Source organism: Bradyrhizobium sp. SZCCHNS30572 (genome assembly GCF_032484415.1).
Classification (GTDB): Bacteria; Pseudomonadota; Alphaproteobacteria; order Rhizobiales; family Xanthobacteraceae; genus Bradyrhizobium.
In genome coordinates this window covers 453,835-476,917 of the sequence record NZ_JAUESY010000007.1, presented here as the reverse complement: position 1 = coordinate 476,917, position 23,083 = coordinate 453,835, and the positions used below count along the sequence as shown (strand labels likewise).

Annotated in this window: 24 protein-coding genes; 6 read left to right on the top strand and 18 right to left on the bottom strand. The window is 65.9% G+C overall.

Going from position 1 to position 23,083, the window contains the following annotated elements; genetic code table 11:
* Window positions 1-164: 164 nt before the first annotated feature.
* The 11 genes from tolB to QX048_RS21910 form a co-directional block, all read right to left on the bottom strand.
* The gene (gene tolB, locus QX048_RS21960) at window positions 165-1,436 is read right to left on the bottom strand and encodes a Tol-Pal system beta propeller repeat protein TolB (protein ID WP_315717581.1); all 1,272 of its coding nucleotides are present in this window, start codon (window positions 1,434-1,436) and stop codon (window positions 165-167) included.
* Window positions 1,437-1,504: 68 nt separating this feature from the next.
* Window positions 1,505-2,539: a protein TolA gene (locus QX048_RS21955; RefSeq protein WP_315717582.1), complete on the bottom strand. Its 1,035-nt coding sequence runs from the start codon at window positions 2,537-2,539 to the stop codon at window positions 1,505-1,507.
* Window positions 2,536-3,015 carry a biopolymer transporter ExbD gene (locus tag QX048_RS21950; protein WP_315717583.1) on the bottom strand — a complete coding sequence of 160 codons (480 nt, stop codon included), beginning with the start codon at window positions 3,013-3,015 and terminating at the stop codon, window positions 2,536-2,538. The genes QX048_RS21955 and QX048_RS21950 overlap by 4 nt, the downstream gene beginning before the upstream one ends.
* A gap of 39 nt (window positions 3,016-3,054) precedes the next feature.
* Window positions 3,055-3,738, bottom strand: a complete 684-nt coding sequence (gene tolQ / locus QX048_RS21945; RefSeq protein WP_315717584.1) for a protein TolQ — start codon at window positions 3,736-3,738, stop codon at window positions 3,055-3,057.
* Between the two features lie 455 nt (window positions 3,739-4,193).
* Window positions 4,194-4,679 carry a DUF2852 domain-containing protein gene (locus tag QX048_RS21940; RefSeq protein ID WP_315717585.1) on the bottom strand — a complete coding sequence of 162 codons (486 nt, stop codon included), beginning with the start codon at window positions 4,677-4,679 and terminating at the stop codon, window positions 4,194-4,196.
* A gap of 129 nt (window positions 4,680-4,808) precedes the next feature.
* Complete coding sequence (locus QX048_RS21935; protein ID WP_315717586.1) at window positions 4,809-5,534, bottom strand: TetR/AcrR family transcriptional regulator; 726 nt, start codon at window positions 5,532-5,534, stop codon at window positions 4,809-4,811.
* A gap of 263 nt (window positions 5,535-5,797) precedes the next feature.
* On the bottom strand, window positions 5,798-6,166 hold the full coding sequence (locus QX048_RS21930) for a hypothetical protein (protein WP_315826694.1): 369 nt from the start codon (window positions 6,164-6,166) through the stop codon (window positions 5,798-5,800).
* 33 nt (window positions 6,167-6,199) lie between these two features.
* Complete coding sequence (locus QX048_RS21925) at window positions 6,200-6,616, bottom strand: YciI family protein (protein ID WP_315717588.1); 417 nt, start codon at window positions 6,614-6,616, stop codon at window positions 6,200-6,202.
* Between the two features lie 33 nt (window positions 6,617-6,649).
* Complete coding sequence (locus QX048_RS21920; RefSeq protein WP_315826693.1) at window positions 6,650-7,063, bottom strand: YciI family protein; 414 nt, start codon at window positions 7,061-7,063, stop codon at window positions 6,650-6,652.
* Window positions 7,064-7,175: 112 nt separating this feature from the next.
* Complete coding sequence (locus QX048_RS21915; protein WP_315826692.1) at window positions 7,176-7,826, bottom strand: glutathione S-transferase family protein; 651 nt, start codon at window positions 7,824-7,826, stop codon at window positions 7,176-7,178.
* 186 nt (window positions 7,827-8,012) lie between these two features.
* On the bottom strand, window positions 8,013-8,564 hold the full coding sequence (locus QX048_RS21910; RefSeq protein WP_315826691.1) for a dihydrofolate reductase family protein: 552 nt from the start codon (window positions 8,562-8,564) through the stop codon (window positions 8,013-8,015).
* Between the two features lie 106 nt (window positions 8,565-8,670).
* Here QX048_RS21910 and QX048_RS21905 point away from each other — a divergent pair, with 106 nt between their 5' ends.
* A complete protein-coding gene (locus QX048_RS21905; protein ID WP_315753948.1) occupies window positions 8,671-9,189 on the top strand; it encodes a helix-turn-helix domain-containing protein in 519 nt (172 codons plus the stop codon).
* Between the two features lie 46 nt (window positions 9,190-9,235).
* Here QX048_RS21905 and QX048_RS21900 read toward each other — a convergent pair whose 3' ends face one another.
* Window positions 9,236-10,444 (bottom strand): hypothetical protein, encoded by a 1,209-nt coding sequence (locus QX048_RS21900; protein ID WP_315753950.1) that lies wholly within the window; start codon window positions 10,442-10,444, stop codon window positions 9,236-9,238.
* Window positions 10,445-11,329: 885 nt separating this feature from the next.
* On the opposite strand from QX048_RS21900, the gene QX048_RS21895 reads away from it, so the two are divergent.
* The gene (locus QX048_RS21895) at window positions 11,330-12,130 is read left to right on the top strand and encodes an SDR family oxidoreductase (protein ID WP_315717595.1); all 801 of its coding nucleotides are present in this window, start codon (window positions 11,330-11,332) and stop codon (window positions 12,128-12,130) included.
* A 4-nt stretch (window positions 12,131-12,134) separates the two neighbouring features.
* Window positions 12,135-12,581 carry a hypothetical protein gene (locus QX048_RS21890; protein WP_315826690.1) on the top strand — a complete coding sequence of 149 codons (447 nt, stop codon included), beginning with the start codon at window positions 12,135-12,137 and terminating at the stop codon, window positions 12,579-12,581.
* 5 nt (window positions 12,582-12,586) lie between these two features.
* Here QX048_RS21890 and QX048_RS21885 read toward each other — a convergent pair whose 3' ends face one another.
* From QX048_RS21885 to QX048_RS21865, 5 genes are all read right to left on the bottom strand, one after another.
* Entirely contained in the window at window positions 12,587-13,006 is a 420-nt protein-coding gene (locus tag QX048_RS21885; protein WP_315717597.1) for a VOC family protein, read from the bottom strand.
* A gap of 30 nt (window positions 13,007-13,036) precedes the next feature.
* Complete coding sequence (locus QX048_RS21880) at window positions 13,037-13,450, bottom strand: DoxX family protein (RefSeq protein ID WP_315717598.1); 414 nt, start codon at window positions 13,448-13,450, stop codon at window positions 13,037-13,039.
* 96 nt (window positions 13,451-13,546) lie between these two features.
* Entirely contained in the window at window positions 13,547-14,818 is a 1,272-nt protein-coding gene (locus QX048_RS21875; protein WP_315826689.1) for an RNA polymerase sigma factor, read from the bottom strand.
* Window positions 14,815-15,183 carry a YciI family protein gene (locus QX048_RS21870; RefSeq protein WP_315717600.1) on the bottom strand — a complete coding sequence of 123 codons (369 nt, stop codon included), beginning with the start codon at window positions 15,181-15,183 and terminating at the stop codon, window positions 14,815-14,817. The genes QX048_RS21875 and QX048_RS21870 overlap by 4 nt, the downstream gene beginning before the upstream one ends.
* A 99-nt stretch (window positions 15,184-15,282) precedes the next feature.
* Window positions 15,283-15,600: a hypothetical protein gene (locus QX048_RS21865; protein ID WP_315717601.1), complete on the bottom strand. Its 318-nt coding sequence runs from the start codon at window positions 15,598-15,600 to the stop codon at window positions 15,283-15,285.
* Between the two features lie 88 nt (window positions 15,601-15,688).
* Here QX048_RS21865 and QX048_RS21860 point away from each other — a divergent pair, with 88 nt between their 5' ends.
* Window positions 15,689-16,654, top strand: a complete 966-nt coding sequence (locus QX048_RS21860) for a glyoxylate/hydroxypyruvate reductase A (protein WP_315717602.1) — start codon at window positions 15,689-15,691, stop codon at window positions 16,652-16,654.
* Window positions 16,655-16,658: 4 nt separating this feature from the next.
* Here the strand turns inward: QX048_RS21860 and QX048_RS21855 are convergent, their stop codons facing one another.
* On the bottom strand, window positions 16,659-17,330 hold the full coding sequence (locus QX048_RS21855) for a TetR/AcrR family transcriptional regulator (RefSeq protein WP_315717603.1): 672 nt from the start codon (window positions 17,328-17,330) through the stop codon (window positions 16,659-16,661).
* A 90-nt stretch (window positions 17,331-17,420) separates the two neighbouring features.
* On the opposite strand from QX048_RS21855, the gene QX048_RS21850 reads away from it, so the two are divergent.
* Window positions 17,421-18,065 carry a glutathione binding-like protein gene (locus tag QX048_RS21850; protein WP_315717604.1) on the top strand — a complete coding sequence of 215 codons (645 nt, stop codon included), beginning with the start codon at window positions 17,421-17,423 and terminating at the stop codon, window positions 18,063-18,065.
* A 164-nt stretch (window positions 18,066-18,229) separates the two neighbouring features.
* Window positions 18,230-22,999 carry a DUF3320 domain-containing protein gene (locus tag QX048_RS21845; RefSeq protein WP_315826688.1) on the top strand — a complete coding sequence of 1,590 codons (4,770 nt, stop codon included), beginning with the start codon at window positions 18,230-18,232 and terminating at the stop codon, window positions 22,997-22,999.
* The last annotated feature ends 84 nt before the right edge of the window (window positions 23,000-23,083 follow it).

Below are 23,083 nucleotides of genomic sequence, written 5' to 3'. Positions count from 1 at the left end.
TTTCCGCGTTCGCGAAGTGCACGAATTCGCTCGAAAATTCAGAGAACTAGGCAAACACTACCCGGCTACTACAACTAATAGTTATGCCTTTCCATAGAACACGCATCGCGCGACTGGAAAAATCGCGTCCACCACGACGTGAGCGGACCCAGAGGCTCGCTCCATCACGACAGCAGCGGCGACCAGGCCGGATCCGAGGCGAATCCCGGCGTCGGCACCTTCTGCTCGAAGCGGCCGGAGACGTCGATCGAATATAGCGACGGACCAGCGGTGCCGCCGGGGTCACGGAAGAACATCAGCACGCGGCCGTTGGGCGAGAAGGTCGGCCCTTCGTTGTGGAAGCCGGCGGTGAGGATGCGCTCGCCCGAGCCGTCCGTCTTCATGATGCCGATCGCGAATTGACCGCCGCCCTGCTTGGTGAAGGCGATGAAGTCGCCACGCGGCGACCACACCGGCGTCGAGTAGCTGCCCTCGCCGAACGAGATGCGCTGCGCTGCGCCGCCACTGGAGGACATCACGTAGATCTGCGGTTTGCCGCCGCGATCGCTTTCAAAGCAGATCTGGCTGCCGTCCGGCGAGTAGCACGGCGAGGTGTCGATCGCCGGCGTGTCGGTGAGCCGCGTCGTCGTGCGCGAGCGCAGATCCATCACGAACAGGTTGGAGTTGCCGCCCTGCTGGAGGCTGAGGATGATGCGCTGGCCGTCCGGCGAGAACCGCGGCGAGAACGACATGCCGGGGAAGTTGCCGACGATCTCGCGCTGGCCGGTCTCGATGTTGAACAGATAGACCCTCGGGTCACCCTGCCCGAACTCCATGTAGGTGATTTCCTGGCTCGACGGCGAGAACCGCGGCGTCAGCACGAGGTCGGCGCCGCGGGTGAGGTAGCGGACGTTGGCGCCGTCCTGATCCATCAGCGCGAGCCGCTTGACGCGCCGCTCGGACGGGCCGCTCTCGTCGACGAACACGACGCGGCTGTCGAAATAGCCCTTCTCGCCGGTCATCTGGGTGTAGATCTGGTCCGAGATGATATGTGCGATGCGCCGCCAGTATTCCGGCGCCGTCACATATTGCTGGCCGGTGAGCTGCTGGCCTGAGTTCGGGTCCCACAGCCGAAACTCGGCCTTCAGCCGCCCGTCCGGCTGCCGCGTCGCGCGGCCGGTGACGAGCCCGCGCAGATCGAGCGGCTTCCAGCTCGCGAATTGCGGCGGGGCCTCGAAATTGCTGATGCGCTCGGGAAAGGCGGCCGGGTCCACCGGCGCGAACAACCCGCTGCGCTTGAAATTGTTGGTAATCACCTGTGCGATACCGTTGCCGACATCGGCGTCGCCGGCACCGCCGGGCACGAAGGGCGGAATCGCGATCGGGATCGGCTTGAACTCGCCGGGGCCGATAATCACACGTTGCGCGAACGCGGGCCCCGCGCCCAAGGCTGCCATGGCGGCTCCTCCGCCCAGCAGAACCTGGCGCCGCGTGGTGGATCCTGTCTTGCGCGTCGGAGGTGTCGTCAAGTTCGGCCTCGCATCGAATTCATCATTTTGAGGTTGAATGTCGCGGGTATCAACTTCCACTCATTGTACCGGTTCTTCGGCAGAAACGCGTAGGGCGCACAGTTCTCGACCGCACGCTTGGCATTTTCCGCCATGGCCAGGCTGACGGTACGGGACGGTCCGGTCATGCCGACGACGGCGGGAGCAGCAAAGAGCGATCCATCCGGCCGTAGCTGGATATCGAGATCAACGGAGATCTTGTCTTCATCCACGCCGCTATAGGGCGCATTGAAGCAGCGGGTGACCGCCTCCTGGAACGCGGCCTGCCAGCTCGCGACATTGGCCTCTGCCGTTCCTCGCACCGAGCCCAGCGCCGCATTCGCATTGATCTCGGATCCCGTGACCGCCTGCCGCGTCGGATCTTTCTGATTGATCAAGCTCGCCATCTTCTCGGCGTCGAACTTGCGCTCGCTCTTGTGCTTGGGCGGCTCCGGCGGCGCGGCGGCGGCCTGCGGCTTCGGCGGCTGCTTCGCCTTGTCCTTGTTGAGCACGCTGGCGATCTGGTCCGGATTGAACGGGTCCGGCTTCTTCTCCTCCGGCTTCGGCTTCTCGGCCGGCGCGGGCTTCGGCGGCTCCGGCTTCTTCTCGGCCACCGGCTTCGGCGTATCCGGCTGCTTCTCGACCGGCTTCGGCGGATCGGGCTTCTTCTCGACCGGCTTCTCCGGCTTGGGCTGCGGCTCAGGCGCGGCGTCGGTCTCGGTGACCTGCTTGGTATCGACCTTGCCGACGATGTCCTCGGTCGGCTTCTTCTCGCCGATCTTGTCGGCCAGCAGCTTCTGGGATTCCTTCTTGCCCGTCAGCGCGCCGGCCTTGGCCTTCGAGCTGTTGTCCTCCGAGATCACGTCGACCGGCACAAGGTCCTCCGGCGGCGCCACCATCGAGCGCGCGGAGAAGCTGAACAGGCCCCAGCACAGCACGAGCACGTGCAGGGCGACGGACAGCACCGTCCCCTTGCGCGTGCGCACGAACCGGATGAGGTCCTTCGACGTCATGAGCCCTGATCCGGCAGCACGACGATGCTGGCGCGATAGCCGGCATCGCGCGCCAGGCCCAGCACCTTCATCATGTCGGAGTAGCAGGCGTCGCGATCGCCGCGGATCTTGACGACGTTGTCGCCGCCGCCGGCGCCCGCCTCCTTCATCGCCTTGATCTTCGGCCCAAGCTCGTTGATCGCGATCGGCGAGTCACCGAGATACACGTCCACCTTCGACGCGCAGCCGCCGCCGGTCTTCTTCACGGTGACCTCGAGCGGCGGCTTGGCGTCGGCCGTCGAGGCCGAGCCGCCTTGCGCCTGGGGCAGGTCGACCTGGATGTTGACGGTGAGCAGCGGCGCCGCGACCATGAAGATGATCAGCAGCACCAGCATGACGTCGACCATCGGCGTGACGTTGATCTCCGCCATCACGGCCGCCTTGCGCCGACCGCGGCGACCACCGCCGCCGGACGCGCTGCCCATGCTCATGCCCATGCTGTGGTACTCACGATCCGGATGCCACTATACCTGCCCTCATCCCCGCTCGTCGATCTGACGGGACAAGATGGCCGAAAATTCATCTGCGAAGCCTTCCAACCGCTGCGCCTGCCGGTTCACCTCCGAAGAGAACTTGTTGTAGAAAATCGTCGCCGGGATGGCCGCGATCAGGCCGATGGCAGTGGCGAACAGCGCCTCCGCGATGCCCGGCGCGACCACCGCCAGCGAGGTGTTCTTGGAAGCCGCGATCGCCTGGAAGCTGGTCATGATGCCCCAGACCGTGCCGAACAGACCGACGAACGGGCCGGCGGAACCGACCGTGGCAAGCACCAGGAGACGGCGTTCCAGCCGCTCGACCTCGCGCGCGATCGACACGTTCATCACCTTCTCGATGCGCATCTGCAGGCCGGCGAAGGAGCGCGCGTGGCCCTCGAACGAGCGCTTCCACTCGCGCATCGCCGCCACGAAGCACGCCGCCATGGATTGCGTCGGCTTCGCCGATAGCACCCGGTACAGCTCCTCGATGGATTCTCCGGACCAGAAGGCCTGCTCGAACCGGTCCATCGAGCGACGGGTCCGCGAGAACAGGAACATCTTGTCGATCGCAATCGCCCAGACCCAGATCGAGCAGGAGATCAGGCCGAGCATGATGATCCGAACTACCCAGCCGGCATTGCCGAACAGATCGATCAGGGACAGGCCGCCGCTATCGACAGACATCTGCAGTATCCTCTCAACCAATCATCCCGGGATGCCCGGGACCATGCAGCCGCCGTTCCATGCCGGATGCCGTCGCGGCGGAAAGCGCCTGCGCGAGAAAACCCTGAACTGATCGCTTTAAGAGGCCCGCCGAAGCCATAAGCGGCCTGCTTCCTCTGCCAACGTGTCAAAACAAGGGCTCTTGGCGCGCGTAAGCGCCCCTTAACCAAACCCCCTCCGGGGTTAAGGCGGGGTTACCGCGGAGTATTGCCGAGGTCAAAGGTCCAGCCGGACCAGCCAGATAGAGCCTTTGTGATCAGCCGCTTGACCGTTTTGGCCGGCGGCGGACAGCGGCCAGCCGCCGCAGGCGGGCGGTATCGGAGAACGCAAAACGCCCGCCGGCGGGGAACCGCAGGCGGGCGTCTTGTGCCGTCAGGGCGGGGGCTGAAAGCCCTGCGGCGTCAGGTGAGAGGCGATCAGCTCTGCGGCTGGTCGTTCGGCGGGGTCGGACGCGGCTTGTGCTGGGCCATGAACGCGTCGAACTCCTCCTTGTCCTTGGCGTGGCGCAGCCGGGTCAGGAAGTCACGGAACTCCTGCTGCTCCTCTTCGAGCCGCCGCAGGGTCTCCATGCGGTACTCGTCGAAGGCGCGGTTGCCGCTCGAAGCCGGCTGCGAGAAACCGAAGCCGAAGCCGCGGCGCTCCATCTTGTCGCGCATGCGGTCCATCTTCCACTGCATCCGTTCCATCTTGTTCGACCAGCGATCTCCGCCGTTCCAGCACGACATCTTTCTGCTCCCGAGTGTGAAAAAGAGAAGGGCAAGTCCGATCGGCCACCAGATGATGAAGCCGAGCACGGTCACGGCGATCCAGCCGGGATGCCAGGGCGACTCCATCATGCGGGGCCGGTACCTCTGCTCCTCCTCCGAACCGCGCCAACGATTGACATCTGCGGTGTAGGCCATCTCCCTCTCCATTCGCGGCGCCATGCCGTGTGAATGTAAATAACATTTACATAGCTAGCTCAACCCGGGATTTTGTCAAGGCGACCGCCTGACGCGTCGCTCGAATTATTTTTCGGCGTTCTTTGAACCTTATTTCGGGCGGCCCCAGGGCCCTGCCGGCTTGTCATCGTCCGGCAGCGGCGGCGGCTCGGCAGCGGAGGACGGCGCAGGCCGGCGGTCGGTCGGGAAGCCGAGCCCGCGCAGATAGATCAGCAGCTCGGCCTCCAGCAGCTCCTCGGGCGACATCGGCAGCTTGCGCCGGGCGGCATCGCCGCGCGCGAACAGCGAGGCGATGCCATGCGCCATCGACCAGATGTGCAGCGCCATCATCAGGGCCGGCGGCCGCGGCATCCCGGGCGGCGCCAGCGCCGCCAGCCGCTCCGCGGCGGCCCGAATGACGCCGAAAGCGCGCTCACCCGCCGCCAACAGGCCCGCGGTGGAGTCCGCCGGCACGCCGGATTCGAACATCGCCGAGTAGAACGCAGGCTCCGAACGGGCAAATGCCAGATACGCCTTGCCGACGCGCTCGAACGCCGTGACGGTGTCGGGCCGGCCGTCGTCCCACGCCGCCGAGAGCTGCGCCTCGAACTGCTCGAAGCCGCGCTGGGCGATGCTCGACAGCAGTTCATCGCGGTCGCGGAAGTGGCGATAGGGCGCGGCCGGGCTGACGCCGGCCATGCGGGCCGCATCGGCAAAGGTGAAGCCGGCAGCCCCCTTCTGCGCGATCAGGTCGAGCGCCGCCTGCAGCAGCGCCTCCTTGAGGTTACCGTGATGATAGCCGCGCTCGGCGCGGCGCTCTTCCTTGCGCCAGCTCATGTAAATGGCTTTTACATGAGCCGGGTCGAAGGAAGCCAGCGACTTTTGGGCGGGGTCAGCCGCCGACTTCCGGGACGCTCTATCGCGCCGTTCGGTTAAGCCCCCCGCGAACAGGTGCCACCCTCGCCCCTTGAGGGCCCCCGCAAGGGGCAGGGTGGCACCGAAGTCGCCGCGGGATCAGCGCGCCCGGCACAAACGCCGGGCGCGCGCAGCAAGCGGGACGTTCACCTCGGCCGACGTGCTCCGCCCTGCAGGCCGCTCAACTAGCCGCCCGGAATCGGCAGCACCGGCATGATCTCGACCCGCTCGCCCGGGAAGATCGCAAAATGCGGATGGTTGACGAACATCTTCGCGGCATCCTCATGTGACGCGGCGCGGACCACGGTGAACGCGCCCATCTCGTTGGCGATGTCGTTGACGCCGCCCTTGTCGACCCGCTTGGTCTTGCCGAGCGGCCCGCCCATCGCGACGATCGCGTCCTTGTGTTGGTCCACCCAGGCATGCCAGGCCGCCATGCCCTGCTGTCCCCTGGCATTGCGCTCCGTCTCGGACAGCGCCTCCCAGTCTTTCCAGACCGGACTGGTCTTGCTGCCGAGAAAGACGGCGAGATAGGTGTTGCTGTTGTCACTCATTGCACTTCCCTCTCCTGCTGTGAAACGGATCGATCAGACACGGCCGGCATGCGGCAGCTCGGCGAAGCCCGCCGCCGCCTGCTGCACCTCCTCGGAAAAGTCGGCCATCTCCTGGACCTGGCGAATCTCGATGATCTCGTTGTCCGAGGCCGGGCACTGCCTGGCCCAGGCGATCGCCTCGTCGCGCGAGGCGACCTCGATCATCCAATAGCCGCCGAGCACCTCCTTGGCCTCCGCGAACGGGCCGTCGGTCACCACAGGCTTGCCGCCCGCGAACGAGACCCGCGCCCCCATCGACAGCGGATGCAGGCCCTCCAGCGTGATCAGCACGCCGGCGTCCTTCAGGGCCTCGTTGTAGCGCATCATCGCCTTGACACGCTCGGGATCGAGCTGCACGTCCGGCGGCGCACTCTCATAGCCGAGCGGGATCATCAGCATCATGAATCGCATCGCGTTTATCCTCCTCTCCTGATCAGGGTCGGTTCAGTTCCTGGCGGCCTGCGCACGCAGCCGTTCGACCCGCTCACGCAATTCGGGCGTGAACGTCTCGCCGAAATCCTCCGCGGCATAGACCTGGCGGATCTCGATCTCGCCGCTCGGGAACGGCGCCCGCTTCATGTGCTCGATCACCTCCTCGAGCGAGCCGGCCTTGAGCATCCAGAAGCCCGCCGCGAGATCGCGGGAGAGATCGAACGGACCGCGCGCGACGCTCGGCGTCCCGTTCGAGAAGTCGATGCGCGCCCCCTTCGCGGTCGGATGCAGGCCCTCGCCGGCCTCCATCATGCCGGCCTTCACCAAGCCCTCGTTGAACCGGCCCATCGCCGCGAACTCCTCGGTGGTCGGCAGGATTCCGGCTTCCGTGTCCCTGGTCGCCTTCACGATCACCATGAACCGCATGGCTGCTCTCCCCTGATGCTGTCCGGCAGGACTGCCCTGCCCTCATCAGTAGGACGATCCGGCCCCGGCACGGCCGACACGCTCCCGCAATTATTTTGGCCGGGTTCCCGGTTCAGCCCGGCTCTTGCGGGAACATGTGGAAATAAGGCTGGGCCTCGGCGAGCACCCGCGCGACGGAGGGCCGCGCCTTGAGCCGGTCGAGATAGGCTGTGACCCCAGGCAGCCCATCACCCAGCGGCTCCACTCTGTCGGCGTAGAACAGCGCCGGCAAGGCCGCGCAATCCGCCAGGGTGAAAGGGTCGCCCATCGCCCAGCCACGCGGCGGCAGCTCGGCCTCGAGCATGGCGTAGGACGTGCGGAGCCGGCTTCGGGCGTCGGCGACGCCGAGCGGATCGCGGGCATCGGCCGGCCGCAGCCGGTCGAACACGACGGTCTGCGTCGGCATGTGCACATAGAGGTCGAGAAAGCGATCGCGCAGACGTGTCCGCAAAGCGAGATCGGGATCATCGGGAATGAAGCGCGTCCTGCCCGCATAGTGCTGGTCGAGATACTCGATGATGATGCTCGATTCCGGAATCGTGCGCTGCTCGTCGCGCAGCACGGGAAATTTACCGATCGGCCACAGCTTCAAGAACGCCGCGCGCTCATCCGCGTCACCGAGATTGATCAGCTTCGGCGTGAACGAAACGTCGTTCTCATACAGCGCGATCAGCACCTTCCAGCAGAACGACGACAGCGGATGATAGTAAAGGGTCAGGGACATCGTACGCTCCTGCTGAGTTGAGTGAGAACAAGTCGTTTGGTCCCGAACGCGCGGCCGCAGGACGGTGCGCTCCCGCGGCCCGCTGTTCACGGGGAGAGGGTTGAGGTGAGGCCCTTGACGCACGGATGATGTGAGTGGAAAGACCTGCGCTGCCCCGGAACCCGGAGCGCGCCGCGAGATATGGGCTCACACGCCCCGAACGGGGGCATAGCGCGCGATGACAACGCCGTTGGTCAGCGCCCGGCTGTCGATCAGGCTGAGCTTCAAGGCCTGCCCCGGCTTGAACAGCGGCCGTCCGGCGCCAAGCACGCGCGGATTGATCGCGATTCGAAGCTCATCGATCAGGTCGTGTGCCACAAGCGTCGAGCCGAGGTCGGCGCTGCCGAACAGGAACAGGTCCTTGGCATTCTCCTGCTTGAGCTTGTCGACCTCGGCCGCGAGCTCCGGACCCAGCAGATGCGCGTTTGACCATGCCAGGCGAGACAGCGTGCGGGAGGCGACATATTTGGGGATGCTGTTCATGACGTCGGCGATCACGCCCTTCTCCGTCGGCCAATAGCCGGCCATCAGATCGTAGGTCACCCGGCCGAACAGCAATCCGCCCGCCTCGTGCAGCTGCGTCTCGGAGATCTGCTCCAGCTCCGGGCCCCACACATCCTCGTGCCAGGAGATGTCGCCGTTCGGGCCCGCAACCATGCCGTCCAGCGTCATCATGTTCCACATCACCAGTCTCGCCATCGACTGCCTCTCCCTGACTGCTTTCATTTTGCAAGCAGTTGGAGAATGCCCAGACCGGTGCAATATTGCAAGCGGTTTATGCGCGATCCCTGCTCACGAGACTTCGATGTCCGACCCTCAGCGCTCCGGCTGCCCGATCAACCTGTCGCTCGAAGTGGTGGGGGATAAATGGAGCCTCTTGATCATCCGCGACATGATGTTCGGAAATCGCCGGCACTATCGCGAGCTGCTCGGCGGCTCGGAGGAGGGCATCTCCTCGAACATTCTCGCCGACCGGCTGAAGACGCTGCTCGCGGCCGGCATCATCAGCCGTGAGGACGATCCGAGCCACAAGCAAAAGGGCATCTATTCCCTGACCGAGCAGGGCATCGAGCTGTTGCCGATCCTCGCGCAGATGGCGGGCTGGGGTTACAAGTATCTGCCCGTCTCGGAGGAGCTCGGCATCCGCGCCAAGCTATTGATGGAAGGCGGCCCGAAGATGTGGGCCGAATTCATGGACGAGCTGCGCGAAACCCATCTCGGCGCGAAACGGCGCAGGAGGGCTGGACCGAGCGTCGGCGAGCGGCTGCAGGCAGCTTACCAGAAGGTCGTCGCTGCCAAGAAGGCCGAGGCAGGCGGCCGATGATCGCACGCCTCGCGACGCGCACGGATCGTGCGCGCCGCTTCCCGCATCAGAACCGCGTGTTGTCGGCCCTGTAGCGCGATGATTTGCGCGGGGCGCGTTCGGGGGCCTGCTCGAGCTGCGCGATCGGACGGCGATAGGTCTCGGCGCGACGCAGCCAGCCCGCCTCCCACACGCGGTTCGAGGGCAGATTGCGAACCCGCTGTTGCAGCACGACCTGCACCGCGTCGGAATATTCGGCGAGCACGGCCTTGGACTCGGTGGTGGTGCCGTTCATCTTGAGCAGCACCTGCTTGAGACCCCAGCCCTGGCGCTGGCCCGTCTCCTTGTCCACGGCCGTCTCGGACGGATTGGTGCCCTCGCCCTTGAAGTTGATGTAGTCGATCAGCGGGTAGAGATCGTTGGAGGCGCGCACGACTCGCGAATATTGCGCGACGATGTGCTCGCGTTCGGCGCTGTCCGGCGTGTTGGCGAGGATCTTGTCCATCGCGCCTTGCGCACGCGCCACCAGGAACTGCGTCTGCTCCGCAATCGTGTCGAGCAGGAACTGCCGCAATTGCCGCATTTGCGGCGAGTTGAAATTCCGCTTGAAGTCGGCCCGGCTGGTCCACGGGCATGCCGGAATCGGCGTCTTGTCGAGCCATGCAGGCAACGGCGTCTTGCCCTTGCGCAGAAATGCGATCAGCCCCGGAAAACCCTCTTCATAAGGCGGCTTCGCGGTGGACGGGTACCAGATGAAATGCCCGATTCCCAGCGAGGCGAATTCTTCACCCGCATTCCACGACGTGATCGCGTCGCGCCGTCCCCCGGCCTCGTTGAGCCAGATCCTGCGGCCGATCATCTGCGCGACGTCGGCCGGCAGCGCGCGCTGAGGCACCGACAGATTCTTCGTGGTCTTGGCGTCGCTCCGCGGGTCGCCCTTGCGCTCGGCCGCGATCGGCTTCGCAGGCTCGGTCGGTGGAACGACCACTTTCAGAGCCGGCATCTGCACGTCCGACGGCCGCCCCACCGTCTCGGGCTCCGCCGTCTGCGGCTGCTGCGGCGGCGCGACATCGTGCGCAGCCTGCTCGGTCTCTGCCGGTTTCGCAGCAACGCTGCCATCCGCTCCGGCGGCGCCGGACGCCGCGAGCCCGAGGACAATGCACGACAACAGCAGCGCGCCGCACCCGCGCCACAGACCATTCGACCCGTGCGACGAAGCGTGCAGCTCCGTGGTTCTGACGAGGGTGATTCGCCGGCTGATGAATAGATCGCCCATGTCGATTCTACCGAGACTCTTAAACTCTACGCCACCGGTTCAGATTCGTCCCGGACACGTCCGAGAGCCACCGACGACGAGCAAATCAGCCGACGGCGGGACTGTCCAATTCCACGGGGGAACGCGCCTGGAGAGGCGGCTCTTTTCCTGAAGACTTTCAAGTCGATCACCCTTGTCCAGTGCTTCCCGTAAGAAAGTCCCTCTTTCGCCTTTCCAGAATTCATACTCCTTTAGCCACGTCCTGTTCCCGATCGAGAGGGATGTTTCGCGGTCGTCACGAACGTGGGGGGCAGGATGCGGTGGACGCGTCGATGTTGCAGCGTGGAGCATGATTCGGAACCGGAGGCCGTTGACGGCTATTGCGCCACAGCTTTCCGACAAGATCATGCTCATATGAGGACACGCAGACGAACAACGCGGCGCGTACGGCGAAATCATGTGGTCCCTGGCATCCCGATGCTGATGCCGTGTCCGATGCGGGAGCGTATTGTGGCGGAAACGGGGGCAAAACAGCCGGTCCCCGGGCATCGCGCAGGGAGGGCCGGGATGTCTCAGCCGAATCTGTGGTTCCTGCCCCGTGCATTTTTCCCGCGGGGGCCATGGGGCGGGCAAGCTCCCGGTCTTCCCTGCGCCCTCCGACCCGAGAGGGAGGCCAGGGCGAGCATGACTCGGGTGCTTCGACACCGCGAGAACGCGAATTGACGTCGTCGTTACCACCCCTGGCTGTTTGACAACGCCCACGAAACTCGCTGGCTATACGCATCGCGCGGAGCTGGATTGAACGTACACTGACAGATGTGACGGCCTTCACAGCCGATCCGCGCAGCGCATGTTAGGACTCAACGACGAGAAGAGCCGGGCTGCCGGCCCGAGGAGTCGACCCCCGTGACGGAAACATCGACGACGACGCTGACTGACAAGGTCGCCCTGATCACCGGGGCGGCACGCGGCATCGGGCTGGCGACGGCAAAGAGATTTCTGCACGAGGGCTGGCGCGTGGCGCTTCTCGACATCGAGAAGACGCTGCTCGACGACGCCACATCGGCACTCAAATCCCCCGATCGAACGCTCGCGCTGCATTGCGACGTCGCGGACGCGGCGATGGTCGCCGATGCGTTGGCGCGCATTGCCGGCCGTTTCGGTCGTCTCGATGCACTGGTCAACAATGCCGGCGTGGCGCGTTTCGCCCCGATCATGGAAACCAGCGAAGCCGACTGGCAACGCATCCTCGACGTCAACCTGACCGGGCCGTTTCTGTGCACGCGCGCCGCGGTGCCGCTGATGCGCGAGCACGGCGGCACCATCGTCAACATCACCTCGATTTCAGCCGTCCGCGCCTCGACGCTGCGCTCCGCCTACGGCACCAGCAAGGCGGCGCTGGCGCATCTGACCAAGCAGCTCGCGGTCGAGCTCGCTTCCGCCGGCATCCGCGTCAACGCGGTGGCGCCGGGCCCGGTGGAGACCGCGATGGCCAAGGACGTGCACACGCCGGAGATCCGCGCCGACTATCACGACGCCATTCCACTCAACCGTTACGGCCTCGAGGACGAGCTCGCCGAGGCGATCTTGTTTCTCAGCTCCGAACGCTCCAGCTATATCACCGGACAGATCCTGGCCGTCGATGGCGGCTTCGATGCCGCGGGAATCGGATTGCCGACCTTGCGCGGCCAACGCAGGAACACATGAAACGATGCCGAGCCGGACGCGCGTCATCCTGACCTTGCTGCTCGCCGTCCTCTTGTGGGGGATCGCGACGATGCTGGCGCGCGCCGACGTCCGCATCATCTCCTCGCCCGGCGGCGAGGTGGGACCGTTCCTCGATCTGTTCGAGAAGGTGCGCGCCTCCGGGGAGCGTGTCATCATCGACGGTCCCTGCCTGTCGGCCTGCACGCTGGTGCTCAGCGTCGTGCCCGAGGACCGCATCTGCGTGACGCGGCGAGCCTTCCTCGGCTTCCACGCCGCACGCTCGGTCGACCGGCGCGGCCGCGTTTATGCGGAACCCGAAGCCTCCAAGCTGGTGCTGCAGACCTATCCCACGCCGGTGCGCGGCTGGATCGAGCGCCGCGGCGGCCTGACGTCGCGGCTTCTGTTGTTGCGCGGGCGCGAGCTCAAGGCGATGTACCCCTCGTGCCGCTAGCGGCGTCACGCCGCGTAGCCTTCCGCCGGGGAATTGATCATCCACGGAATACCGAAGCGATCGACGCCCATGCCGAAGCCCTTCGACCAGAAGGTCTTGCCGAACGGCATGGTGACGGCACCGCCTTCGAGCAGCGCGTTGAACTTGCGCTCGGCCTCGGCCGGATCCGCGATCTGGAGCGAGACCGAGATTCCGTGCGGCTTGCCTTGATAATATTCGGGCGGCGAATCCGAGGCCATCAGGACGCCGCCGCCGATCGAGAAGCGGACATGCATGATCCTGTCCTTGTGCTCCGGCGCACACGGCATCTCCGGCGGCGCCTCGCCGTTGCGCATCATCATCTCGATCTTGGCGCCGAGCACCTCGCTGTAGTGCTTGAGCGCCTGCTCGCAATCGCCGTTGAACGTCAGATAGGGACAGATCATCGTCATCCTCCTTGGTTGAAAGATCATTCGTCAGCGCGGCAGCGGCAGCAGCGCGCGCAGCCGGCGATCGCGCAGCCACAAGCCGCCCCACAGCATCAGCCCGAGATAGAGGCCGAACAGGACGTGGCTGAACAGCGGACTGCCGATGCGGACATGAGAAGCGATGGCGCCGCCGAGATAGCCTGTCAGCAGGATCGCCCCGACGAACGACGTCGGCGGCAACGCATAGAGCACGGTGCAGACGATCGTGATCAGACCGAGCGCGCGGGCCGTGCCGTCACTCGCGCCATAGCCCATCTGATCCAGCGTCTGGGTGACGACTGGCAGAGGGACGAGCTTGATCGCGCCGTCGAACAGCAGGAACAGGGTGACCAGCCCACTCAGGATGCGGCCGCTCCACAATTCGGCGCGCGAGACCGGTTCTTCCAAGGTTATCGTCGTCATCTGCAGCTCCTCCCCGTAATGCTGCTCCAAGGACGAATGAAGGAGCGTGCCGCCGACAGCCCGGTTCAAGATTTTGGATCGAATCTCAGCGGAATGTCACTGGCCGACCTGGACCTGAGCCGTTGCGCTGTCGCGCATCAGGCGATCGAGCTGCATGCGGATATGCGCGGCCTCCGCCGAGCTGTGCGCCAGCGCGATGGCGCGGTCGAAGGCGGTCCGTGCCTCGTCGGCGCGTCCGAGCTGCATCAGCAGCGCGCCGCGCACGCCGAAGAAATAGAAATAGTTGGCGAGCCGCCCTTCGAGCGGCGCGATCAGGTCGAGCGCCGCCCCGGCGCCGCGGACCTTGGACACCGCAACGGCGCGGTTGAGCGTCACCACCGGCGAGGGCTGCACCACTTCCAGCGCGCCATAGAGCAGGTCGATCTGCGTCCAGTCGGTGTCCTCCGGACGCGCGGCGCGCGAATGCAGCGCCGCGATCGCCGCCTGGATCTGGTACGGACCGCTGCGGCGATGGCGCATCGCCTTGTCGATCAGGGCTGTGCCTTCCGCGATCATCGGCTGGTTCCACAGCGAGCGATCCTGATCCTCCAGAAGAATCGGCAATCCCTCGGCGTCGAAGCGGGCGGCGGAGCGGGCGTGCTGCAACAGCAGCAGCGCCGTCAGCCCCATGATTTCGGGCTCGCTCGGAAACAGCCGCAGCAGCAGCCGCGCCAGCCGGATCGCCTCCTCGGACAGCGGCTGGCGCTGCGCGGCGGTCTCGCCGCTGGCCGAATAGCCCTCGTTGAAGATCAGGTAGACCATGGCGGCGACCGCGGTCAGGCGCTCCGACCGCTCGACCGCGCCAGGGGTCTCGAACGGCACGTTCGCCTGCGCGACGCGCGCCTTGGCGCGGGTGATGCGCTGCTCCATGGCGGCCTCGCTGACCAGGAAGGCCCGGGCGATCTGCTTCACCGTCAGTCCGGACACCACGCGCAGCGCCAGCGCGATCTGCTGCGTCGCGGGCAGATCCTTGTGGCAGCAGATGAACAGCAGGCGGAGGATGTCGTCGCGATAATGCGAGCCGTCGAGCCGGTCGGCCAGCGCGCTCTCGGCGTCGTCGAGATCCGAGATCGCCTCGTCCTCCGGCAGCGGCTGCTCGCGGCGGACACGGCGGACATCATCGATGGCCGCGTTGCGTCCGACCATGATCAGCCACGCCGCGGGATCGCGCGGCGGCCCATTCTGGGGCCAGCTCTTCAGCGCGCGCAGGCAGGCGTTCTGGAATGCCTCCTCCGCCGTGTCGAGGTCGCGGAAATAGCGCAGCAGCGCGCCGACGGCCTGGGGACGTGCTGATGTCAGGGCTGCATCGATCCAGGCCGTATCGGTCATGCCAGCGCTCCACCCGGCCTGAACGTGCCGACGGGACGGATCTCGTAGGAGCCGCCTGGATTGGCCTCACCGAGCTCGCGCGCGACCTCGAGCGCCTCGTCGAGATTGGCACAGTCGACGAGATAGAAGCCGAGCAGTTGCTCCTTGGTCTCGGCATAGGGGCCGTCGATGACGAGCGGCGGATCCTCCTTCCGGAGCGTCGTCGCGGCCGTGGTCGGCAGCAGCCGCGCCACCGGCCCGAGCCGCCCCTGCTTGGCGAGCTTCTCCTGGATGACCGCAAGCTTGGCCATGACCGCGGCATCCTGGTCCTTGCTCCAGGCGCAGACGACATCCTCGTCATGATAGCAGAGCAGCGCATACAGCATCGGAAGTCATCTCCATTCGTCTTCAAGACGGCGGAGTATGCCTCCGGCCGACAGACCCACGAAGTATTTTCGCGGGTTCCGCCTGCAGGAACAAGCCGCCTACCAAGAGATGCCGTACTTGGCCGCGATGTTGCGCGCCCGCGTCTCCTGCGCGCTCTCGCGCGGCTGCCTGGCTCGGCCCGTCTGGCGCTGCGACTGGCCTTGGCCCTGCCCCTGACCTTGCCCTGCGGCACCTTGGCCGCCCGCACCTTGCGCCATGCCGTCCGCGGCGCCCTGTTGACTGGCGGCCTGCGGCTGACCGCCGCCCTTGCCAATGGAAATGCCGTTGGCCGACAGGATCGACCCGACATCGATGGTCTGAGCCTGGACCGAGGCGGATGCGATGACGAAAGCGGCGGCGAGAAGCAATTTGCGCATGACGATGTCTCCGTGTTGATGGCTGGAGATTGGCCTGCGCGCGCGATCTGGTATGTGGAACACGTCACATAAGCTCGAGGACCCCCCGATGACCAAAGGCGCGCTGGCGCTCCTGATCCATGGCGGCACCGATAACTGGTCGCCGCAGCGCTGGAAGGCGCGTTTCGACGACGTCTGCGGCGACCGCCCGGTGGTGCTGCTGCCGGATGCGAGCCTCGATCCGGCGGAGGTGCACTACGCCGCGGTGTGGAAGCCGGTCCCCGGCGAGCTCGCCGGCTTCCCGAACCTGCGCGTGATCTTCAATCTCGGCGCGGGCGTCGACGCGCTGATGGCCGACAAGACGCTGCCGAGCGTGCCGCTGGTCCGGGTCGCGGTCGATGATCTCACGGCGCGGATGACCGAATATGTCGTGCTGCACGTGCTGATGCATCATCGGCAGGAGCTGTATCTGCGCGAGTCGCAGCGCGTGAAGCGCTGGGCGCCCAAGTATCAATGGCCGGCGGCCGCGATCGGAGTCGGCATTCTCGGACTGGGCACGCTCGGCATCGATGCGGCCGAGGTGCTCAAGCGGCTCGGCTTCCAGGTCGCCGGCTGGAGCCGCAGCGAAAAGCAGGCGGACGGCATCGAGTGCTTCCACGGTGCGGCGCAGCTGGATGCGTTCCTGGCGCGGACCGACATTTTGGTGTCGCTGCTGCCGCTGACGCCGGACACGCGCGGCATTCTGGATCGCAAGATGTTCGCGAGGCTTCGGCGCAGCTCGCCGCTCGGCGCCCCCGTCATGATCAATGCCGGGCGCGGCGGCCTGCAGAACGAGGCCGACATCCTCGCCTGCCTCGACGACGGCACACTTGGTTCGGTCTCGCTCGACGTGTTCGGCCAGGAGCCGCTGCCGGTCGACAGCCCGTTCTGGAGCCACCCGAAGGTGGTGCTGACGCCGCACAATGCGGCCGACACCGACGCCGACGCGATCTCGCGCTACGTCGCCGAGCAGATCGCGACCTTCGAGGCCGGCGGGGCGCTGCGCAATCTGGTCGATCGCGTCAGGGGATATTGAACCGCTATTTGTTGCCGACCATCACATCGATCGCGCCGGCGACGATCGCCTCCAGCTCCTGACGCGGCGCCCGCGCGCGCGCCCGGACAGCGATCGAGTGGATCGTCGCCGACGCCAGACGCGCCAACACGACGGGATCGGCGTCGGCCGGCAGCTCGCCTTTTTCCTTGGCGCGGCGGAAGCAATGCGCAAACGCCTTGTCGAGCTCGGTCAGCGCGTTCTGCACCATGGCGCGGATGTCGGGGTCGGCGACAGCCTCCGAGCCCGCCGTCATCACCGTGAAGCAGCCGCGCGGTCCCTCCTCGCCCGACAGATAGATGTCGAGCGCCGTGGCGAAGATCTGCTCGAGCTGCCGTCGCACCGGCCAATCGTTACTGAAGACGTCGCCCATGAGGGCGCGGGCATTGTCGCGATAGCGCTGATAGCTCTTGATGTAGAGCTCGCGCTTGTCGCCGAACGCGCCATAGAGGCTCGGCCGGTTCATGCCGGTGGCGGCGCTGAGATCGTCGAGCGAGGTCGCGGCGAAGCCGGTCGACCGGAACAGGTCGAGCGCCTTGCCGAGCGCGACATCCGGCTCATACGCCCGCGGCCTCCCGCGCCGCTTCGGCTGGTCGGGGGCACCCGCCTTTTCTATCGGACGGTCGCCTTGCGGCGGCCCTTTCTTTTTTTGTACCATTTCGCACTAAATTCCTTGACCGAGCTCATATTATGCGAGACAGTATAAAAATCAACCAATGCTCCGGTCCGGAGCCCGAGGGAGACGTCCATGGACCTGTATTTCTCGCCGCTCGCCTGCTCGCTCGCCACCCGCATCGCGCTCTACGAAGCCGGCGCGAAGGCGAACTATCTCGAGGTCGATCCCAAGACCAAGATCGTCCTCAACGACGGCTCCGATTTCCGCGCCGTCAACCCGCTCGGGCTCGTCCCGACGCTCCGCACCGATGACGGCGACCTGCTGACCGAGAACGCCGCGATCCTGCAATATGTCGCCGATCGCTTCCCCGAGGCCAAGCTCGGCACCGGCCCCGGCATGGACCGCAGCCGGCTGCATCAATGGCTCTGCTTCATCGGCACCGAGCTGCACAAGGGCCTGTTCATTCCGATCCTCGACAAGACCGCGCCCGAGGAAATGAAGGCTCATGTCCTGAAAAAGAACCTGTCGCGGCTCGATCATCTCGAGAACCATCTGCGGGATCGCGACTATCTGCTCGATCATTTCACGGTCGCCGACGCGTATCTCGTCACCGTGATCAACTGGACCATGGCAACGCCGCCGGTCCAGCTCGCGAAATGGCCGGCCGTGAAGGCGTACTACGAGCGCCTGCGCGCGCGGCCGTCGATCGCCCGTGCCATCGCCGAGGAGTTCGAGCTCTACAAGGCGGAACTGGCGCGGCATAAGGCAGCGGCCTAGGAACAGGCGGCCTGGGAACATACGAGTCTCGTCTCCCTCGATTGGGAGATGAGACCTCTTCACGGGGAAGATGAACCATCGCTCATTGACCGCTTCTCCACCGCGCCGGATGCTTGACCGCGATCATTCCGGGTTGCAATCCTCGAATCGCAGGAGGATTGCACGTGGCAACCACATCCGTACGAGACCGATTGCTGGCGGACCGGCGCGCGCTGCTCGATCTGGGCACGCGCAACCGGCTCGTGCACATCCCGCTCAAGACCAAGACCATCCGCACCATCGACATCGTCGGCGCGCGCTCTGCTGCGCTCTTCGAGCTTCTCGGCGAAGGCAAGCGCTTCACGTTCCTTCCGACGAAGGCAGAGACTGCGGAGGCGGAAGGCACCCTGCCCTTGAGCGTGCCGGCACCTCGATCCGACACGCCGACCACCAAGGTGGACCAGGAAGGTGATGATTCGGAGTCGCAGACGCGGCAGCCGGACACCCGGCTCAGGACCCGGCTGTCATCGGAGGCGCTGCAGAAGCGCCTGCTGGATATCTGGTACGACGCACGAACGCTCGAGGAAGAACAGGGCGTCAATATCCTCTATCTCGCCTTCGGGCTGCTGAAATGGTTCGAGGACGACAAATCCGATGTCGAGCGCTTCGCACCGCTCGTCCTGCTGCCCGTCCGCCTGGAACGCAGCAGCGCCGCCGATCGGTTTCACCTGGTCTCGCGCGCTGAGCCGCCGTCGCCGAACCTCTCGCTCCAGGCCAAGCTCGACGCCGAGTTCGGACTCAAGATCGAGGATTTTGGCGACGAGGACGATGTCGACATCGCGGCCTATCTCGCCGGCGTCGCGGAGACGGTCGCCAACAAACAGCGGTGGGAGGTCAGGACGGACGCGATCGTCCTCGGCTTCTTCTCGTTCTCCAAGTTCCTGATGTATCGCGATCTGGACCCTGACAACTGGCCCGCAGATGGCGGCCTTGATCGTCACCCCCTCATCGCAGCGCTGCTTCAGGACGGTTTCGAGGGCGCGGAGCCGATCGTGGCCGACGACGGAAAGATCGATTCCGTCATCCAGCCGGTGGCGATGAACCATGTCGTCGATGCGGATTCATCGCAGGCCGTGGTAATCGAGGAAGTGGTCCGCGGACGCGACCTCGTCGTCAAGGGACCGCCTGGAACCGGCAAATCGCAGACCATCACCAACATCATCGCGTCGGCTGCCGCCGAGGGGAAAACGGTGCTGTTCGTCGCCGAGAAGATGGCGGCGCTCGAGGTCGTGCACCGGCGGCTGAAGCATGTCGGTCTCGGCGCGCTCGCGCTGGAGCTGCACTCCAACAAGGCCAACAAGCGCGTTCTGCTCGAAGAGCTGAAACGCTGCAAATCGGCTGAGGTCCCGGTCCCGCGCGGCGAAGCCACGCTGGTGCAGCGCCTGACCGACAGCCGGGACGGCCTCAACCGGCATGCGGAGATGATGCACCAGCCGCATCAGCCGAGCGAACTGACACCGTTCAGGCTGCTGGGTCATCTCGTGCGCTCTGGGGACAACTCCGCGCAGCCTCCCTATCCGTTGCAGGGTGCCCCCTCTTGGTCTCCCCTCGATCTGGAGCGGCGGCGTGAGCTGATCGCCGAACTCGCCGAACGAATTGCGGCCGACGGCGCGCCGCACCTGCATCCCTGGCGCGGTGTCGGCCGCGACGCGCTGGATCCAGCCGAGATGACAGAGCTGCGAAAATCGCTCGACGACATTTCGAACGTTGTCGGCAGCGTATCCACAGGCGCGGCCCGCCTCGGCACGCTGCTCGATCTCCCGCCGCCGGCCACCTTGGCCGATGCCGCGGGGATACTCGCCTTCGCCGAGGCCGCGGCCGCGATGCCGGAGTGCGATCGGACGTCCTTCCGCGACGGCGTCTGGAGCCAGACCGGACTCATCACGGACATCATCGACAAGGGGCTGCGTTACGCGAAATTGAGGACGGCCTTCGAGAGCGCCTTCGTCGAGGCCGCCTGGGATGCGCCGATCGCCGAGTGCCGCAAGGTCATCGCCGAGAAGGGCCGCTCCTGGCTGCGTCTGCTCAGCCCGCGCTATCGCGAGCAGGTGGCGCTGCTGGCCTCGTACCTGAAGGTGCCGATGCCGAAAACGCTCGAGCAGCGGCTTCTGCTGCTCGACGGCCTCATCGCGGCGCAAGCCGCACGCCGGTCCTTCGCGGAGGTCGAAGCTGCCGGCAGCACCGCATTCGGAACGGCGTGGCAGAAGGAACGGTCGGACTGGGATGCGTTGTCCAGATTGGCGACCTGGTGGAGTGCATTCCCCAAGCCGTTCGCAAACGACGAAACGCGCCAGCGGCTGACGCAGCTGGCCTTGTCGGCCGATGATCGGCAATCGATCGAACAGCTCAACCACGACCTCGCAAGTCTGAGGTCCGGCCTCGGCAGGCTGATCGACTCTCTCCAGCTGGAGCCTGCCCGCATCCCGCTCGAGGCCGGCGACCAGATCCGGTTGGCCGACCTGTCGCAGACCTTGTCGGAGTGGCAGAGCGCGACCGAGCGCCTCACCCGCTGGATCGCGTTCATGGACCGGGTCCGCCTTGCGCGCGCGCAAGGCCTCGCCGCGCTGGTCGACCGCACGCTCGACGGCTCCTTGCCGGGCGAAGCGCTCGAAGCCGCCTTCGACCGGTCCTATTACGACGCCATGCGCAGCGTGATCTTCGCCGACCATCCCGAGCTGAAGCGCTTCGACGGCGAATCGCACGATCGGCTGGTCGACGGCTTCCGCAAGCTCGACGTCGCGCGCATGCAACTGGCCCGCGATCAGATCGCCCACGAGCATGCCGCAGCCCTGCCGCGCAACGCCGGCGGCATCGGGCCGCTCGGCGTGCTGAACGGCGAGCTTGCCAAGAAGCGCAATCATCTGCCCATCCGCCAGCTCCTGGAACGGGCCGGTCCGGTCATTCAGCAGATCAAGCCGATCTTCCTGATGAGCCCGCTGTCGGTGGCCCAGTTCCTCAAGCCCGGCGCGATCGCCTTCGATCTTCTGGTGGTCGACGAGGCCTCGCAGATCGAGCCGGTCGACGCGCTCGGCGCGGTCGCGCGCTGCCGGCAGATCGTGGTCGTCGGCGACGAGCGGCAGCTGCCGCCGACGCGCTTCTTCGCGAAGCTGACAGGTAACGACGACGAGGACAATGACGACGAGGATCAGCCGACCTTCCAGGTCAAGGACGCCGAGAGCATTCTCGACCTCTGCCTTGCCAAGGGCCTGTCGCACCGGATGCTGAACTGGCACTATCGCAGCAAACACCAGTCGCTGATCGCCGTTTCCAACAAGCAGTTCTACGACAACCGGCTGTTCATCGTGCCGAGCCCGTACGACGCGGTTGCGGGAATGGGATTGAAGTTCAACTACAACCCCGATGCGCACTACGAACGCGGCAGCAGCCGGACCAACCCCGGGGAAGCGCGGCTCGTCGCCGAGGCCGTCATGCGCCATGCGCGCGAGACCCCGGACCGAAGCCTTGGCGTCGCGACCTTCTCGGTGGCGCAGCGCCAGGCGATCCAGGATCAGCTCGAAATCCTGCGCAAGGAAAACCCGGCAACGGAGAGCTTCTTCGTCCGCGGGACGAGCGAGCCGTTCTTCGTGAAGAACCTCGAGAACATCCAGGGCGACGAACGCGACGTCATCTTCATCTCCATCGGCTATGGGCGAACCAAGGAAGGTTTCGTTTCGATGAGCTTCGGCCCCCTCAACTCGGACGGCGGCGAGCGCCGGCTGAACGTGCTGATCTCGCGCGCCAAGCTCCGATGCGAGGTGTTCTCCTCGATCACCGGCGACGACATCGACCTGTCGCGCGCCAAGGGTCGCGGCATCGCGGCGCTGAAGACGTTCCTGACCTTCGCGCAGACGGGGCAGCTCGGCATCGCGCAGGAGACCGGGCGCGATCCCGACTCGGTGTTCGAGGAGCAGGTCGCCGCACGGCTGCGGGCGCTCGGCCACGACGTGAAGACCCAGATCGGCACCGCCGGATTCTTCGTCGACCTCGCCGTCGTCGATCCCGACAAGCCGGGCCGCTTCCTGCTCGGAATCGAATGCGACGGCGCCCAGTACCATGCGTCTCGTTCGGCGCGAGACCGCGACCGCCTTAGGCAGAATGTGCTGGAAGCGCATGGCTGGGTGCTGCATCGCATCTGGTCGACCGACTGGTTTCTCCGTCCCAAGGAGGAAACCGAGAAGGTCCTCCGCGCGATCGACGCTGCGAAGGCGCATTGGCGGGACATCGACCAAGGGACTGCGCGAGCTCAACCCGAGCCTCCGGCAACCTCCGATGTGCCGGCGCCGGAGCAGACCGAGCAGCGCCCTCAGGAAATCCTCGCACAGGCACCCACGGTGGCCCCCTATGAAGAGGCGAAGCTGCGCGTCCGTCGGGAGATCGAGCCGCACGAGACGCCGCTTGCCGACATGACGCGGCATGTCGTCGAGATCGTCGCCATCGAAGGGCCGGTGCATGAATCGGAAATCATCGTCCGCATCAGATCGGCCTGGGGCCTTGCCCGCGCCGGCAATCGCATCCGCGATGCCGTGCGAACGGCGCTGACATCGGCCGTGGCGAGGGGACGGATCGCCGGAGGTCCGTTCTACGCCGTGCCGGGACAGGCGATCGTCGTCCGCACGCGCGAGGACGTGCAATCGCAGTCCTTGCGCAAGCCCGAGATGCTGCCGCCGGAGGAGATCAAGGCGGCCATCATGCAGATTGTCGAGCAGAACTTCGGTGCCGAGGAGGACCAGTTGATCCAGGCGGTGGCCCGCTTGTTTGGCTTCGGGTCGACCAGCGCCCAGCTGCGGGAGACCGTGCAGGGCAGTCTCAGAAGTCTTCTCGACGCAGGACACCTGCGCCGCGAAGGAGCGCTGCTGACTAGGCCGCAGGAGGCTTCGCCGGCGGCGCAGGACTGACCGGCTGAATGCGTGCTGGGAATCACGGCCCGAACGCCGCGTCACAGCCGCCCCGCGGAGCGCACGTCGCACCGCGTTGCGCAG